Source organism: Burkholderia sp. Ac-20384 (genome assembly GCF_017104605.1).
Taxonomy (GTDB): Bacteria; Pseudomonadota; Gammaproteobacteria; order Burkholderiales; family Burkholderiaceae; genus Burkholderia; species Burkholderia lata.
Genome location: NZ_JAAGPE010000024.1, coordinates 1 through 15722, shown reverse-complemented (window position 1 = coordinate 15722; position 15722 = coordinate 1). Strand labels below are relative to the sequence as shown.

At 63.6% G+C, this 15722-nt stretch carries 14 protein-coding genes and 1 pseudogene; 14 read left to right on the top strand and 1 reads right to left on the bottom strand.

What is annotated here, in order from left to right; genetic code table 11:
* Positions 1 to 9 precede the first annotated feature (9 nt).
* The 12 genes from G3O00_RS07070 (at position 10) to G3O00_RS07015 (ending at position 12142) form a co-directional block, all read left to right on the top strand.
* Complete coding sequence (locus tag G3O00_RS07070; protein WP_041492996.1) at positions 10 to 903, top strand: ParB/RepB/Spo0J family partition protein; 894 nt, start codon at positions 10 to 12, stop codon at positions 901 to 903.
* Between the two features lie 10 nt (positions 904 to 913).
* Positions 914 to 2044 (top strand): SLC13 family permease, encoded by a 1131-nt coding sequence (locus G3O00_RS07065; RefSeq protein ID WP_206142560.1) that lies wholly within the window; start codon positions 914 to 916, stop codon positions 2042 to 2044.
* Between the two features lie 568 nt (positions 2045 to 2612).
* On the top strand, positions 2613 to 3137 hold the full coding sequence (locus G3O00_RS07060; protein ID WP_011350521.1) for an ATP synthase subunit I: 525 nt from the start codon (positions 2613 to 2615) through the stop codon (positions 3135 to 3137).
* 109 nt (positions 3138 to 3246) lie between these two features.
* Entirely contained in the window at positions 3247 to 4098 is an 852-nt protein-coding gene (gene atpB / locus G3O00_RS07055) for a F0F1 ATP synthase subunit A (protein ID WP_174935559.1), read from the top strand.
* Positions 4099 to 4173: 75 nt separating this feature from the next.
* Positions 4174 to 4443 (top strand): F0F1 ATP synthase subunit C, encoded by a 270-nt coding sequence (atpE, locus tag G3O00_RS07050; RefSeq protein WP_006482730.1) that lies wholly within the window; start codon positions 4174 to 4176, stop codon positions 4441 to 4443.
* Between the two features lie 129 nt (positions 4444 to 4572).
* Positions 4573 to 5043 carry a F0F1 ATP synthase subunit B gene (locus tag G3O00_RS07045; protein WP_011350523.1) on the top strand — a complete coding sequence of 157 codons (471 nt, stop codon included), beginning with the start codon at positions 4573 to 4575 and terminating at the stop codon, positions 5041 to 5043.
* Between the two features lie 2 nt (positions 5044 to 5045).
* Positions 5046 to 5585 (top strand): F0F1 ATP synthase subunit delta, encoded by a 540-nt coding sequence (locus G3O00_RS07040; RefSeq protein WP_011350524.1) that lies wholly within the window; start codon positions 5046 to 5048, stop codon positions 5583 to 5585.
* Positions 5586 to 5629: 44 nt separating this feature from the next.
* Positions 5630 to 7171 (top strand): F0F1 ATP synthase subunit alpha, encoded by a 1542-nt coding sequence (atpA, locus tag G3O00_RS07035; protein ID WP_011350525.1) that lies wholly within the window; start codon positions 5630 to 5632, stop codon positions 7169 to 7171.
* A 69-nt stretch (positions 7172 to 7240) separates the two neighbouring features.
* Positions 7241 to 8116, top strand: coding sequence for a F0F1 ATP synthase subunit gamma (atpG, locus tag G3O00_RS07030; protein WP_043184895.1), 876 nt, complete (start codon positions 7241 to 7243; stop codon positions 8114 to 8116).
* 66 nt (positions 8117 to 8182) lie between these two features.
* A complete protein-coding gene (atpD, locus tag G3O00_RS07025; RefSeq protein ID WP_011350527.1) occupies positions 8183 to 9577 on the top strand; it encodes a F0F1 ATP synthase subunit beta in 1395 nt (464 codons plus the stop codon).
* A gap of 156 nt (positions 9578 to 9733) precedes the next feature.
* Positions 9734 to 10159, top strand: a complete 426-nt coding sequence (locus G3O00_RS07020; RefSeq protein WP_006477288.1) for a F0F1 ATP synthase subunit epsilon — start codon at positions 9734 to 9736, stop codon at positions 10157 to 10159.
* 255 nt (positions 10160 to 10414) lie between these two features.
* Positions 10415 to 12142, top strand: coding sequence for an AMP-binding protein (locus tag G3O00_RS07015; RefSeq protein ID WP_206142559.1), 1728 nt, complete (start codon positions 10415 to 10417; stop codon positions 12140 to 12142).
* Positions 12143 to 12864: 722 nt separating this feature from the next.
* Here the strand turns inward: G3O00_RS07015 and G3O00_RS07010 are convergent.
* On the bottom strand, positions 12865 to 13665 hold the full coding sequence (locus G3O00_RS07010; RefSeq protein WP_011350529.1) for a transporter substrate-binding domain-containing protein: 801 nt from the start codon (positions 13663 to 13665) through the stop codon (positions 12865 to 12867).
* Positions 13666 to 13814: 149 nt separating this feature from the next.
* Between G3O00_RS07010 and hemE the strand changes: the two genes are divergently transcribed.
* A complete protein-coding gene (hemE, locus tag G3O00_RS07005; protein WP_041492712.1) occupies positions 13815 to 14909 on the top strand; it encodes a uroporphyrinogen decarboxylase in 1095 nt (364 codons plus the stop codon).
* A 454-nt stretch (positions 14910 to 15363) separates the two neighbouring features.
* Positions 15364 to 15722 (top strand): annotated as a pseudogene (locus G3O00_RS07000) (primosomal protein N'); the annotation flags it as partial.

Sequence of the window (15722 nt, the reverse complement as noted above, 5' to 3'; positions counted from 1 at the left end):
AAGAAAGACATGAACGCGGTACCAAAGAAGAAGGGCTTGGGACGTGGCCTCGAAGCGCTGCTCGGCGGCAGTGCCGATATCACCGAAGCGGTGAAGATCGAAGGGGCACCGAACACGCTCGCGCTTGGCAAGCTGCAGGCCGGCAAGTACCAGCCGCGGACGCGGATGGACGAAGGCAGCCTGCAGGAGCTCGCGGCAAGCATTCGCGCACAGGGCGTGATGCAGCCGATCCTGGTACGGCCCATTTCATCAGACAAATATGAGATCATCGCAGGCGAACGCCGTTTCCGCGCGGCGCGCCTGGCGGGCCTCGATGAAGTGCCGGTGCTCGTAAAGGACGTATCGGATCAGGCCGCCGCGGCGATGGCGCTGATCGAGAACATTCAGCGCGAGGACCTGAACCCGCTTGAAGAGGCGCATGGTATCCAGCGCCTGCTCGACGAGTTTGGTTTCACGCACGAACAGGCGGCCGAATCGGTCGGCCGTTCGCGCAGCGCGGTGTCGAACCTGCTGCGTCTGCTGAACCTGGCTTCGCCGGTGCAGACGATGCTGCTGGCTGGCGATCTTGACATGGGCCATGCGCGTGCGCTGCTCGCCGTCGATGCGGCCACGCAGATCACGCTCGCCCATCAGGTCGTCAACAAGCGCATGTCGGTGCGCGAGACCGAGAAGCTCGTCACGCACACGACGAAGGAAGTGCCGGCCGTGAAGGCGCGGGCGAAGGACGACGGCGGCCGCGATACGCGCCGTCTCGAGGAGGAATTGTCCGACCTGCTCGCGTCGACGGTGAAGATCAAGCTCGGCCGCCGCGGGCGAGGGCAGGTGACGATCGACTTCGGCAACCTCGACGCGCTCGAGGGCATTCTCGTGCGACTGCGCGGCAACGTCGCAACCGAAGAGTAACGGGCCGCCGATGGAAGAGACGGGCGCACCGGCGCCGCGCCGGTGGCTCGGATGGCTTGCGCAGGAGCCCGTGCTATCGGTGCTCGCGCTGGGCCTGATTGTGCTGCAATGGGTGCGTCCGCAACCATTTTCCGTGTTGGCCGATCGTGTCGACTGGCAGACGGTCGCGACGCTCGCGGGCCTCTTGATGCTGACCAAGGCGCTCGAGTTGTCCGGCTGCCTGATGTGGCTCGCGCACCGCATCGTGCATCACGTGCATTCCGAACGCGGGCTCGCGATGCTGCTCGTCGGGTTCGCCGCGGTGCTGTCGATGTGGCTCACCAACGACGTCGCGCTGTTCGTCGTCGTGCCGTTGATGGTGTCGCTGCGTGCGCTGACGCCGCTGCCGTTCCGGCGGCTCGTGATCGTCGTCGCGCTGGCGGTCAACGCGGGGTCCGTCGCGACGCCGCTCGGCAATCCCCAGAATCTTTTCCTGTGGCAATTGAGTGGCGTGTCGTTCGGCCACTTCGTGGTCACGCTCGGGCCGCTCGCGATCGCGCTGATGGCGCTGCTGTTTGTGCTGACCGCGTGCGCGTTTCGCGCGAAGCCGCTCGACCTGTCCGGCGACGTCGTCGCCATTCCCGTACAACGCGTGCACGCGCTGATCGCGGCGGTGCTGTTCGCGGCATTCGTGCTGCTCGCCGATGCGCATCATCCGCTGCCGGGCCTGGTCGCCGTCGCGATCGTGCTGCTCGTCGTAAAACGCGACGCAGTCCTGAAGATCGACTGGCTGCTGCTGCTGATCTTCGTGCTGATGTTCGTCGTGCTGCGCAGCGCGGCGGCGCTGCCTGCCATCCATGACGCGATTGCGCATGCGCGCCTCGATTCGCCGCTGCGCATCTTTGCGGCCGGTGCCGTGCTGTCGCAGGGCATCAGCAACGTGCCGGCCGCGATCCTGTTGTCGGAGTTCACGCATGACTGGCGCGCGCTCGCGTTCGGCGTATCGGTCGGCGGATTCGGCTTCGCGATCGGCTCGCTGGCGAACCTGATCGCGGTGCGTCTCGCGAAGGAGCCGCGCATGTGGCTGCCGTTCCACCTGGTCTCGATTCCGTTCGCGCTCGCCAGCGCGGCACTCGGCGCATGGCTGCTCGTTCACGGTTGAGCGATGCCGCTGTGCGTGGCACAGGCGTGCCATTCGAGTGGCGAGGAGGGCGCACAGCATTCGCGCTGGTGCGGGGCTGTTGATAAGTGCGGCAATCCACAGTCGATCGACTGTGGTGGCATGACAACTGATTGGATAATTCGCTGCGTCAACGACGGTCCGGATTTCGCGCATCCGTCGCGGCCGGGCGGCCACAGTGTTTCGCTTGTTCGGGGTGTCGTGCGGAGCTCGGGTCCGAAGTCGCGTCACAGCGTGGATCCTGGGTGGCGATCGTGCCGCCCCGCCGGCGCCCGCGCCGGGCATCGTTTCCTCACCATTCCCTCGTCGCCGGATTTTTTCGAGCAAGAAATACCGGTGCAAAAAAGCGACCTTACAACTGTCATCGTACGTCGTCGAATCGCGCGTTTTTTCACATGATGAGGCGTCGTTTTACGCAGGTTTTTGTCGCGTCTAAAGCCTTGAATCACTTGCAACTATCGCTTACAATCGCCCGGATTTGTTAGCTAGGCACCCCTGAAAGCTTTCAGAAAGCTTGGGGCCGGGTTCAAGGATTTTGCGGAAGATTGCGATGGCGGGTCAGGCGCCGGACGACAGGCACGATGATCAGCGCACGCAACGCACCGCTTCAGCGGCCGGCGAGCGGCGCGAATTCGATGATGACTGGGATGCCGAGCAGCAAGATAACAATATCGTTCCGCTCACACGGGTAGAAGCCGAAAAGCTGTTCGGCCCGGACGTGAGCAAGCCCTCGCGCGTGACCCCTTATAAGGTGGTATTCGCGCAAGTGGTTCTGTCCCTGGTTGCAACGCTGGCGTGGTGGCTGTTTTCAAAGTCGCCGGGCGCCGCTGCGCAATCCGCGTTTCTGGGCGGAGCGATCGGCTGGGTGCCCAGTGCGGTATTCGTGGCACGACTGAAGGCAGGTGGCTCGGCCACCGTGATGAGCTGGGTGATGGGCGAAGCCCTGAAGCTCGCTCTGACGATCGGGATGTTCACTGCAGTGGCGTTCGGCTGGTCCGGCGTGCACTGGGTGCCGTTCCTCGTTACATACCTCGTCGTGCTGAAGACGTACTGGATCGCGCTGGCCTGGCGGTAAGGAACAAGCAGCGTGCGGTTTCGACAACGAACCGCACCGGCCCGTTCCCGCAATAGCGTGTTGCGGAACTGGCAAAACGATTTTCGACAATTTGGGTGGCATTAACGATATGGCAGCTAGCGAAGGCACGCGCGGTCCGGATCCGTCCGAGTACATTGCGCACCACTTGCAGAATTTCTCCACCTCGCATCAGACGTCGATTTTCGACATCCACGTCTGGAATCTCGACACGCTGTTCTGGTCGATCGTTTGCGGCATCGTGACGATCCTCGTGCTGCGTCTGGCCGCCCGCAAGGCGACGTCGGGCGTGCCGGGCCGCTTCCAGTGCGCAATCGAGATGCTCGTCGAGATGGTCGAAGACCAATCGAAGGCCATCGTTCACGGCAATCGTACCTTCATCGCTCCGCTCGCGCTCACCGTGTTCGTGTGGGTCGCGCTGATGAACTCCCTCGACTTCCTGCCGGTCGACCTGCCGGGCCGCATCATCGAGCTGCTCGGTCTGTCGAACGTAATTTCCCACCATCGCATCGTCCCGACGGCCGACCTGAACGGCACGCTCGGCATCGCGCTCGGCGTGTTCGTCCTGATGATCTACTACAGCATCAAGATCAAGGGCGCGGGCGGCTTTGTGCATGAGCTGCTGTCGGCACCGTTTGGCGCCCACCCGCTGCTGTGGATCCCGAACCTCGCGCTCAACATCGTCGAATATCTCGCGAAGACCGTCTCCCTCGGTATGCGGCTGTTCGGCAACATGTACGCGGGTGAGCTGTTGTTCCTGTTGATCGCCCTGCTCGGCAGCATGTGGAGCTTCGGTGGCGACGCAACGTTCCTCGGCTTCGTTGGCCACGTGATCGCGGGCAGCGTCTGGGCAATCTTCCACATCCTGATTGTTCTGTTGCAGGCATTCATTTTCATGATGCTGACGCTGGTGTATCTCGGCCAGGCGCACGACAAGCACTAAGCGCGGCGTGCAAGAAAGAGTTTCCGTTTTAGTTTTTTAAATCTCAGTTCCAAGTCTTTTCACAAAGGAGTGATCATGCAAGCTTACATCGCCAACATCCAGGGTCTGACCGCCATCGGTATCGGCATCATCATCGGCCTGGGTGCAATCGGCGCCTGTATCGGTATCGCGCTGATGGGTGGTAAGTACATCGAAGCCTGCGCACGTCAGCCGGAACTCATCAACCCGCTGCAAACGAAGATGTTCCTGCTGGCTGGTCTGATCGACGCGGCATTCCTGATCGGCGTGGGTGTTGCAATGCTGTTCGCGTTCGCGAACCCGCTCCTGTCGAAGCTCGCAGGCTAAGGTTTCTCGGAAACATGCGTCCGGCGCAAGCCGGCGCAGGGCGGAACGGAGACTTGGGGCGCTGATCGAATGCAACTCGATGAGCGCCTTACCGTTTCATTTTTCCGGAATAGCAGATAAGGAAACACCGTGAATCTCAACGCAACTCTGTTTGCGCAAATGGTCGTGTTCCTGGTCCTCGCGTGGTTCACGATGAAATTCGTGTGGCCGCCGTTGATCAACGCCCTCGACGAACGTTCGAAGAAGATCGCCGACGGCCTCGCCGCCGCCGAGAAGGGCAAGGCAGAACTCGACGCAGCGCACAAGCGCGTGGACCAGGAACTCGCGCAGGCCCGCAATGACGGCCAGCAGCGCATCGCCGACGCTGAAAAGCGTGCCCAGGCGGTCGCCGAGGAAATCAAGTCCAACGCCCAGGCTGAAGCCGCCCGCATCATCGCCCAGGCGAAGGCGGAAGCAGAACAGCAAATCGTGAAGGCGCGCGAAGCGCTGCGTGGTGAAGTCGCTACGCTGGCCGTGAAGGGCGCCGAGCAGATCCTGAAGCGCGAAGTCGATCAAACGGCCCACGCCCAACTGCTGAATCAACTGAAAGCCGAGCTCTGATCATGGCCGAACTTGCAACCATCGCCCGCCCTTACGCAGAAGCGCTGTTCCGCGTGGCCGAGGGCGGTGACATCGCCGCCTGGTCCACGCTCGTGCAAGAGCTGGCCCAGGTTGCGCGTCTGCCGGAAGTCCTGTCGGTCGCGTCGAGCCCGAAGGTGACGCGCACGCAAGTAGCCGAGTTGCTGCTTGCTGCGGTGAAGTCGCCGCTCGGAGCTGGCGCAGAAGCGAAGAACTTCGTGCAGATGCTGGTCGACAATCATCGCATCGCGCTGCTGCCGGAAATCGCAGAGCAGTTCGAGGCGCTCAAGAACGAACGTGAAGGTGCAGCCGACGCCGAGATCGTGAGCGCGTTCCCGCTGAACGGCGCGGATCTCGAGAGTCTCGTCTCGGGCCTCGAACGCAAGTTCAAGCGCAAGCTGAAACCGACGGTCGCAGTCGATTCGTCGCTGATCGGCGGCGTGCGCGTGACGGTCGGCGACGAAGTGCTCGACACCTCGGTTCGCGCGCGCCTCGCATCGATGCAGGCAGCGTTGACCGCCTGAGCGCCACGCCGGCACGCAACAGAATTGACTATCAGGAGCGAATAATGCAACTCAATCCCTCTGAGATCAGCGAGCTGATCAAGAGCCGGATCCAGGGCCTTGAAGCGAGCGCAGACGTTCGCAACCAGGGCACCGTGATCTCCGTGACCGACGGTATCGTGCGTATCCACGGCCTGTCGGACGTGATGCAGGGCGAAATGCTCGAGTTTCCGGGCAACACGTTCGGTCTCGCGCTGAACCTCGAGCGCGACTCGGTCGGCGCGGTGATTCTCGGCGAATACGAACACATCTCGGAAGGCGACATCGTCAAGACGACGGGCCGCATTCTCGAAGTCCCGGTTGGTCCGGAACTCGTCGGCCGTGTGGTCGATGCGCTCGGCAACCCGATCGACGGCAAGGGCCCGGTCAACGCCAAGCTGACCGATGCGATCGAAAAGATCGCCCCGGGCGTGATCTGGCGTAAGTCGGTGTCGCAGCCGGTGCAGACGGGCATCAAGTCGATCGACGCAATGGTGCCGATCGGCCGTGGCCAGCGTGAGCTGATCATCGGCGACCGTCAGTGCGGCAAGACCGCAGTGGCGCTCGACGCGATCATCAACCAGAAGGGCAAGGACCTGATCTGTATCTACGTCGCGATCGGCCAGAAGGCTTCGTCGATCATGAACGTGGTTCGCAAGCTCGAAGAAACGGGCGCGATGGAATACACGATCGTCGTCGCCGCTTCGGCTTCGGATTCGGCAGCGATGCAGTACCTCGCACCGTACGCCGGCTGCACGATGGGCGAATACTTCCGCGACCGCGGTCAAGACGCGCTGATCATTTATGACGACTTGACCAAGCAAGCCTGGGCATACCGTCAGATCTCGCTGCTGCTGCGCCGCCCGCCGGGCCGTGAAGCGTACCCGGGTGACGTGTTCTATCTCCACTCGCGTCTGCTCGAGCGTGCTGCTCGTGTCTCGGAAGAGTACGTCGAGAAGTTCACGAACGGCGAAGTGAAGGGCAAGAGCGGTTCGCTGACGGCACTGCCGGTCATCGAAACGCAGGCTGGCGACGTGACCGCGTTCGTTCCGACGAACGTGATCTCGATTACCGACGGCCAGATCTTCCTGGAAACCGACCTGTTCAACGCAGGCATCCGCCCGGCAATCAACGCCGGCGTGTCGGTGTCGCGAGTCGGTGGCGCTGCTCAGACGAAGGTCGTGAAGAAGCTGTCGGGCGGTATCCGTACCGACCTCGCGCAGTATCGTGAACTGGCGGCATTCGCCCAGTTCGCATCGGACCTCGACGAAGCGACCCGCAAGCAGCTCGAGCGCGGCCGCCGCGTGACGGAACTGCTGAAGCAGCCGCAGTACCAGCCGCTGCAGGTGTGGGAACTGGCCGTGTCGCTGTACGCCGCGAACAACGGCTACCTCGACGACCTCGACGTCAAGCAAGTGCTGTCGTTCGAGAAGGGCCTGCGCGAAAGCCTGAAGACCAGCAACGCTGACCTCATCAAGCGCATCGAAGACACCAAGGATCTCTCGAAGGACGACGAAGGCGCACTGCGCTCGGCGATCGAATCCTTCAAGAAGTCCGGTGCCTATTGATCCGCGAGTGACACACTGAGGCCGCGCGGGTGCTGATGCGCCCGCGCCGCTTCGGTCAAGGAGCAAGCTATGGCTGGAATGAAGGAAATTCGCGGCAAGATCAAGAGCGTGCAGAACACGCGCAAGATCACGAAGGCGATGGAGATGGTGGCCGCATCGAAGATGCGCCGCGCGCAGGAACGCATGCGCGCCGCTCGTCCGTATGCGGACAAGGTCCGTGCCATCGCTGCGCACATGAGCCGCGCGAACCCGGAGTACCGCCACCCGTTCATGGTGGCGAACGAAGGCGCGAAGACGGCCGGCATCATCCTCGTCACGACGGACAAGGGTTTGTGCGGTGGTCTGAACACCAACGTGCTGCGTGCGACGGTGCAGAAGTTCAAGGAGCTGGAAGAGAAGGGTCAGAAGGTCGAAGCCACCGCGATCGGTAGCAAGGGCCTCGGGTTCCTGAACCGCTTCGGCGCGAAGGTGATGTCGCAGGTCGTGCACCTCGGCGACACCCCGCATCTGGACAAGCTGATCGGCGCCGTGAAGACGCAGCTCGATCTGTACTCGGAAGGCAAGCTGTCGGCGGTTTATATCGCTTACACGCGCTTCGTCAACACGATGAAGCAGGAAGCCGTGATCGAGCAGTTGCTGCCGCTGTCGTCGGAACACTTCGAAGCCGATGACGGTACGCCGGCCACGTCGTGGGACTACATCTACGAGCCGGACGCGCAGGCAGTCGTCGACGAACTGCTCGTGCGTTACGTCGAGGCGCTGGTGTACCAGGCCGTCGCGGAAAACATGGCGTCCGAGCAATCGGCGCGCATGGTCGCGATGAAGGCCGCGTCCGACAACGCGAAGACGGTGATCAGCGAACTGCAGCTCGTGTACAACAAGAGCCGTCAGGCCGCGATCACGAAAGAACTGTCGGAGATCGTCGGCGGCGCAGCCGCTGTTTAAGCGCGCGCCCGGGACGACAACTGCGCCTTTGCGCGAGTAAAGAATCAGGTATTTAAAGGAAAAGCGATGAGTACTGCTGCTTTGGTAGAAGGCAAGATCGTACAGTGCATCGGCGCCGTTATCGACGTGGAATTCCCGCGCGACAGCATGCCGAAGATCTACGACGCGCTCATTCTCGATGGCTCGGAACTGACGCTCGAAGTCCAGCAGCAGCTGGGCGACGGCGTTGTCCGTACCATCTGTCTGGGTGCATCCGACGGCCTGCGCCGCGGCCTGACCGTGAAGAACACGGCCAAGCCGATCTCGGTGCCGGTCGGCAAGCCGACCCTCGGCCGAATCATGGACGTCCTCGGCCGTCCGATCGACGAAGCTGGCCCGATCGAAAGCGAAACGACGCGTTCGATCCACCAGAAGGCTCCGGCGTTCGACGAACTGTCGCCGTCGACCGAACTGCTCGAAACGGGTATCAAGGTTATCGACCTGATCTGCCCGTTCGCAAAGGGCGGCAAGGTTGGCCTGTTCGGCGGTGCTGGCGTGGGCAAGACCGTCAACATGATGGAGCTCATCAACAACATCGCGAAGGAACACGGCGGTTACTCCGTGTTCGCGGGCGTGGGCGAGCGTACCCGTGAAGGGAACGACTTCTACCACGAAATGAAGGACTCGAACGTTCTCGACAAGGTCGCGCTGGTGTACGGCCAGATGAACGAGCCGCCGGGCAACCGTCTGCGCGTCGCGCTGACCGGCCTGACGATGGCCGAGCACTTCCGTGACGAAGGCCTCGACGTGCTGTTCTTCGTCGACAACATCTACCGTTTCACGCTGGCCGGTACCGAAGTGTCGGCACTGCTCGGCCGTATGCCGTCGGCAGTGGGCTATCAGCCGACGCTGGCTGAAGAAATGGGCAAGCTGCAAGAGCGCATCACGTCGACCAAGAAGGGCTCGATTACGTCGGTCCAGGCCGTGTACGTCCCTGCGGATGACTTGACCGACCCGTCGCCGGCTACGACCTTCGGCCACTTGGACGCAACCGTCGTTCTGTCGCGTGACATCGCTTCGCTGGGTATCTACCCGGCGGTCGACCCGCTCGACTCGACGTCGCGCCAGATCGACCCGAACGTGATCGGTGAAGAGCACTACTCGATCACCCGTCGCGTTCAGCAAACGCTGCAGCGCTACAAGGAACTGCGCGACATCATCGCGATTCTGGGTATGGACGAACTGTCGCCGGAAGACAAGCTGTCGGTCGCGCGCGCTCGTAAGATCCAGCGTTTCCTGTCGCAGCCGTTCCACGTTGCTGAAGTGTTCACGGGCTCGCCGGGCAAGTACGTGCCGCTGAAGGAAACGATCCGCGGCTTCAAGATGATCGTCGACGGCGAGTGCGACCACCTGCCGGAACAGGCGTTCTACATGGTCGGCACGATCGACGAAGCCTTCGAAAAGGCCAAGAAGATCTCGTAAGGGTTCGAGTGAGTCGCACGGCGCGTGCGGGTCGGGTTGTCGGTCTTCATTGACCGATAGTCAGGCCGGTCGCGCCGACCGCAACACGCTCAATCCGCCGTGCATGGGACGAGGGCAGGCGCCGCAAGGCGTTCGCTCTCGCCGACAGGAGTCCATATGGCAACCATCAAAGTAGACGTCGTCAGCGCGGAAGAGCAGATCTTCTCGGGCGAGGCGAAATTCGTCGCGCTGCCGGGCGAAACGGGTGAGCTGGGCATTCTGCCGGGTCACACGCCGCTGATCACGCGGATTCGTCCGGGTGCGGTGCGCATCGAAGTCGAGGGCGGCAACGACGAATTCGTGTTCGTCGCGGGCGGCATTCTCGAAGTGCAGCCGGGTGCCGTGACGGTGCTCGCCGATACCGCGATCCGCGGCAAGGACCTCGACGCGGCGAAAGCCGAGGAAGCACGCAAGCGTGCCGAGGAAACGCTGCAGAACGCGAAGTCGGATCTCGACCTCGCGAAGGCGCAATCCGAGCTCGCGACCGCGATGGCGCAGCTCGAGGCGATCCAGCGTCTGGCGAAGATTCGCAGCCGGCACTGAGCCGCGTCGCGTATCCCGCGAAAGAAAGCAGCCTTCGGGCTGCTTTTTTTTCGTCCGTCGTGTTCGTCTGATTTTTTGCGGGCCGGATCAATCCGTCCGGTCGTGCTATTTCATCCGTCCGCCGCGATTTGCTGTCAGAGTATCGTCAGCCGCGCGCGTCATCATCCTTGTTGAGGCCGTCCGTCGCGATTGCGCGGCGGAGGCGGGCGCCGAAGGCGCGTGCAGGCCGATCAGACAAAAAGGACGGAGACATTCATGGCAGCAGACCTTGGCGTAGGGGCGCTGATCGCGCCCGAAAACGGATTGTCGTACGTACGCGGCACGACCGATGTACCGCTGTCCGAAGCGACGATCGGCCGGTTCCTGCTGGATACGGCCAGCCGCTTTCCCGATCGTCCGGCCGTCGTGTTCCGCGAGCAGCAGGTGCGCTGGACCTGGCGCGAGTTCGCGAACGAGGTCGATGTGCTCGCGTCCGGCCTGGCCTCGCTCGGCATCGTGAAGGGCGATCGCGTCGGCATCTGGTCGCCGAACCGCAGCGAATGGCTGCTCACGCAGTTCGCGACCGCGCGGATCGGCGCGGTGCTCGTCAACATCAATCCGGCCTACCGGCTGTCGGAGCTCGAATACGCGCTGAACAAGGTCGGCTGCAAGGCCGTGATCGCCGCCGAGCGCTTCAAGACGTGCGCGTACGTCGAGATGCTGCAGACCATCGCGCCGGAGCTCGCGACCGCGACGCCGGGCGACCTGCATGCGGCGCGCGTGCCGAGCCTGCGCACGGTCGTGTCGATGGGCGACGTCGCGCCGGCCGGCATGTTCCGCTTCGCGGACGTGATGGCGCGCGGCCGCCAGGCCGTCGACCCCGCGTTGCTCGATGCGATCGGCGCGACGCTCGCGGCCACCGAGCCGATCAACATCCAGTTCACGAGCGGCACGACCGGCAGCCCGAAGGGCGCGACGCTCACGCATCGCAACGTCGTCAACAACGGGCGCTCGATCGCGACGGCGATGCGGTTCACCGAGCAGGACACGCTGTGCATCCCGGTGCCGCTGTATCACTGTTTCGGGATGGTGCTGGCGGTGCTCGCATGTGTGTCGAAGGGCGCGGCGATGGTGTTCCCGGGCGAAGCGTTCGACCCGGTCGCGACGCTCGCGGCGGTGGCCGACGAGCGCTGCACCGCGCTGCACGGCGTGCCGACGATGTTCATCGCCGAGCTCGATCACCCCGAGTTCGCGAAATTCGACCTGTCGACGCTGCGCACCGGGATCATGGCCGGCTCGCCGTGCCCGATCGAGACGATGAAGCGCGTCGTGTCGCAGATGCACCTGTCGGAGATCACGATCGCGTACGGGATGACGGAGACGAGCCCCGTGTCGTTCCAGAGCTCAACCGACGATCCGCTCGAGAAGCGCACGACGACGGTCGGGCGCATCCAGCCGCATCTGGAAGTGAAGGTAGTCGATCCGAGCGGCGGCATCGTGCCGGTCGGCGCGACGGGCGAGCTGTGCACCAAGGGCTATTCGGTGATGCTCGGCTACTGGGACGACGACGCGAAGACGCGCGAGGTGCTGGTGGACGGCTGGATGCATACGGGCGACCTCGCGACGCTCGACGCGGACGGCTACTGCAACATCGTCGGCCGGCTGAAGGACATGGTGATTCGCGGCGGCGAGAACGTCTATCCGCGCGAGATCGAGGAATTCCTGTTTCGGCATCCGAAGATCCAGAGCGCGCAGGTATTCGGCGTGCCCGATACGAAGTACGGCGAAGAGCTGTGCGCGTGGATCGTGCTGCGCGCGGACGAGCAGATGACCGAGGACGACGTGCGTGCGTTCTGCAACGGGCAGATCGCGCACTACAAGATTCCGCGCTACATCCGCTTCGTCGACGAACTGCCGATGACGGTGACGGGCAAGGTGCAGAAGTTCGTGATGCGCGACCGGATGATCGAGGAGCTGAAGCTCGACGTGCAGAAGACCGCGTAGCGCGGCATGCTGGCGGGAAAAAACGCGGCGGCCTGCGGGCCGTTGCGCTTTCGATGGACGAAAAAAAGCGGGCTTATTAGCCCGCTAAAAACCACACGCTACGGGGTTAGCGCGAGGAGACCAAAGATGAAACCGAGTCCGGCGGGGGGCCGGAAACGACTCCAACAGGGATGCCCCTCGGAAGGGCTTCGGTACGTGACCGACTGGCTCGCAGCGCTTCGCGTCCGCTCACACTTGGCACACGAGACCGCATCCGTGTTGAAACCGTTGAGGCCATTGTGGGCGAATTAATGACCCCTCGCGGTAACAAAGTGTTTCAGGTTGTAACGCCCGCCAGATAAGGCTTTCCGGGATTTTTTGCTGTTTTTGAGGGCCTGAAAAAGGTCATTTTTACTCATATTTTCCGCAGCGTTTTCAGCGCATGCGCGCGATGCGTTTTTCATGCGTATCAGGCTCGACGAATTGCCGATTTGCACGCGAGAAAATGCGCCTTTCGCCCGATACCGCGCATGACGAGTCATTCGTCAGAAAGATTTTGAAACGTGATTGGTGTGCGCGGAAGTCGGCCGTTCGGCCAATTCGGTGGCTTCGGGCCGATTTTGCGGCCGTCGGCACGCTGCGTCGAAGTGTAACGGCGGCACTTCGGCCGCCGCCGCGCAGCGACTTTTGCGGCGGTGGCCGCGGGGTCGGTGCCCGCTATCGGCCGCCGCGCGCGGGCCTGCTTACTTCAGCCATTTGTCCGAAATCGCCTGGTATTCGCCGGTCGACAGCGCGAGATGCAGCCACTGATCGACGTACTGCTGGAACGCGACATCGCCGCGCGGCACCATGTACGCCTTCTCGCCGAACTGGAACGGCTTGTCCGGGTGCACCGAGCACAGGCCCGGATTCAGCTTTTGCTGCAGCAGCGTCTCCGACGCATCCGTCACCATCACGTCCGCCTTGCCGGCGAGGATCTGCTTGAAGATCGTTACGTTGTCCGGATAGACAGTGAGGTTCGCGTGCGTGAAGTACTGCTTCGCGAAACGCTCGTTGGTGCCGCCCGGGTTCACGATCACACGCGTTTCCGGCCGGTCGATCTGCGCGACGGTCTGGTATTTGTCGGCGTCCGCGCAGCGCACGATCGGCGTCTTGCCGTCGACCACGTACGGCTGCGTGAAGAACACGCGCTTCTGGCGCTCGAGCGTCGTCGACACGCCGCCCACCGCGATGTCGCATTTCGCGACGAAATCGCCGGTCAGGTTCGGCCAGCTCGTCTTCACGTAGTCGGTCTTCACGCCGAGCGATTTCGCGAGCGATTCGGCCATGTCGATGTCGATGCCCTCGAAGCGGCCGTCCGCGCGGTAGTACGAATACGGCTTGTAGTCGCCCGTCGTGCACACGCGCAGCGTGCCGCGCGCGAGCACGTCGTCGAGCCGCGAGCCTGCGCCCGGTGCGGCGGCAGCGGCGCCCGCGCCGGTCTGCGCGTGCGCGGCGGCGCAGCAAAGCAGTGCGGTGGCGGCGAGCGTGGCGAGTGTCTTCATCGGTCTCCTCCTTCGTTTCGTTCGATATGAGCGTCCGATCATAACGGAGCCATTGCGCGCGTCATATGGCCGCCATCGCGTCGGCAAGCGCAGCCCGACGGCGGCTGTCCGGTAAAATGCCGCTTTGCCCTCGCATCGTCGCTCCTACCGTGGCCCATACCCTGCTCAACGACACCTTCCTGCGTGCGCTTCTGCGCGAGCCGACCGACTACACGCCGATCTGGCTGATGCGCCAGGCCGGCCGCTACCTGCCCGAATACAACGCGACGCGCGCGCGCGCCGGCAGCTTCCTAGGTCTCGCGAAGAATCCCGACTACGCGACCGAAGTGACGCTGCAGCCGCTCGAGCGCTTTCCGCTCGACGCCGCGATCCTGTTCTCGGACATCCTGACGATTCCGGACGCGATGGGGCTCGGCCTCGACTTCCAGGTCGGCGAAGGGCCGAAGTTCGCGCATCCGGTGCGTACCGAGGCCGACGTCGCGAAGCTCGCGGTGCCGGACATCGAAGAGACGCTCGGCTACGTAACGGGCGCCGTGCGCGAGATCCGCCGCGCGCTCACCGACGGCCAGGGCCGCCAGCGCGTGCCGCTGATCGGTTTTTCGGGCAGCCCGTGGACGCTCGCGTGCTACATGGTCGAAGGCGGCGGGTCGGACGATTTCCGCACGGTGAAGTCGATGGCGTATTCGCGCCCCGACCTGATGCACCGGATCCTCGACGTGAACGCGCAGGCGGTGGCCGCGTACCTGAACGCGCAGATCGAAGCGGGCGCGCAGGCCGTGATGATCTTCGATACGTGGGGCGGCGCGCTGGCGGACGGCGCGTACCAGCGCTTCTCGCTGGACTACATCCGCCGCGTCGTCTCGCAGCTCAAGCGCGAGCACGACGGCGAGCGCGTGCCGGTGATCACGTTCACGAAGGGCGGCGGGCTGTGGCTCGAGGAGATCGCGGCGACCGGCGTCGATGCGGTCGGGCTCGACTGGACGGTCAACCTCGGCAAGGCGCGCGAGCGCGTCGCGGGCAAGGTCGCGCTGCAGGGCAACCTCGACCCGACGATCCTGTTTGCGCCGCCGGCTGCGGTACGCGAGCAGGCGCGCGCGGTGCTCGACAGCTACGGCAATCATCCGGGCCACGTCTTCAACCTCGGGCACGGCATTTCGCAATTCACGTCGCCCGATCACGTCGCCGAACTCGTCGACGAAGTGCATAGCCACAGCCGCGCGATTCGTAGCGGAGCCGCTGGCTGAACGCAAGCGCTGTCATGCTGCACTGCGGCGTGACAGCGTTTCGCTGCCGGCACTAAACAGGGCGCAACCCCGCACCGGTTGCCGATTCAGTGCTTGTCAAGACTTGACTTATGCACATTTTCCACGTTGCAGCGCGGTAGAGCCCTGTATCGGTCAATTCGCCTCGCTATGGTCCGGTAATTTGAATAGCAGCCTTATGGAATAAGGCTCCGCGGGGCACCGCAACAAGCGGCGAAAATCAGCGCAAAGCGCGGCCCCGCGCGCGTTGCGGCCAGCGAGCGGCGAGTTCTCAACAAAGTTATCCACAGGCTGGGCAGGGTATACGGCGATTCCTAATGCGAATCCAAAACTTAGCGCCGAATCTGAAGTTTTACTTTAAGTTCGCTGCCACGATGCGGGCGCGGATGTCGGCCGTCCATGCCCATGCGGCGCATGCCGCCGCCGGAGCGCCGTGATGAGCGGCACCTATCTGCGCGTCGCGCTCGACCATCCGCTCGCCACCCTGTTCGATTACCGCTGCGACGCGCAACCGGTGCCCGGGCCCGGCACGCTCGTGCAGGTGCCGTTCGGCAAGCGGCAGGCCGTCGGGCTCGTCTGCGAAGTGACGACTCACACCGATGTGCCGCCATCGCGGCTGCGCGCAGTCGACGCGATCTGCACCGACCTGCCGCCGTTGTCGCCGGACTGGCTCGCGCTCGTGTCGTTCGCCGCCGACTACTACCAGCGCGGCCGTGGCGAGGTCGCGCTGCCGGCGCTGCCGCAGGCACTGCGCGATGCCGGCCGCTGGGGGCGGCTGCTCGCGCCCGAGGTGCA

Excerpts from the sequence above, each read along its gene's own strand:
- G3O00_RS07060 (WP_011350521.1), top strand. The coding sequence starts at position 2,613 with ATGGCGGGTCAGGCGCCGGACGACAGGCACGATGATCAGCGCACGCAA.
- G3O00_RS07070 (WP_041492996.1), top strand. The coding sequence starts at position 10 with ATGAACGCGGTACCAAAGAAGAAGGGCTTGGGACGTGGCCTCGAAGCG.
- G3O00_RS07065 (WP_206142560.1), top strand. The coding sequence starts at position 914 with ATGGAAGAGACGGGCGCACCGGCGCCGCGCCGGTGGCTCGGATGGCTT.
- atpA (WP_011350525.1), top strand. The coding sequence starts at position 5,630 with ATGCAACTCAATCCCTCTGAGATCAGCGAGCTGATCAAGAGCCGGATC.
- atpE (WP_006482730.1), top strand. The coding sequence starts at position 4,174 with ATGCAAGCTTACATCGCCAACATCCAGGGTCTGACCGCCATCGGTATC.
- G3O00_RS07015 (WP_206142559.1), top strand. The coding sequence starts at position 10,415 with ATGGCAGCAGACCTTGGCGTAGGGGCGCTGATCGCGCCCGAAAACGGA.
- G3O00_RS07010 (WP_011350529.1), bottom strand. The coding sequence starts at position 13,665 with ATGAAGACACTCGCCACGCTCGCCGCCACCGCACTGCTTTGCTGCGCC.
- atpG (WP_043184895.1), top strand. The coding sequence starts at position 7,241 with ATGGCTGGAATGAAGGAAATTCGCGGCAAGATCAAGAGCGTGCAGAAC.
- atpB (WP_174935559.1), top strand. The coding sequence starts at position 3,247 with ATGGCAGCTAGCGAAGGCACGCGCGGTCCGGATCCGTCCGAGTACATT.
- G3O00_RS07040 (WP_011350524.1), top strand. The coding sequence starts at position 5,046 with ATGGCCGAACTTGCAACCATCGCCCGCCCTTACGCAGAAGCGCTGTTC.
- atpD (WP_011350527.1), top strand. The coding sequence starts at position 8,183 with ATGAGTACTGCTGCTTTGGTAGAAGGCAAGATCGTACAGTGCATCGGC.
- G3O00_RS07020 (WP_006477288.1), top strand. The coding sequence starts at position 9,734 with ATGGCAACCATCAAAGTAGACGTCGTCAGCGCGGAAGAGCAGATCTTC.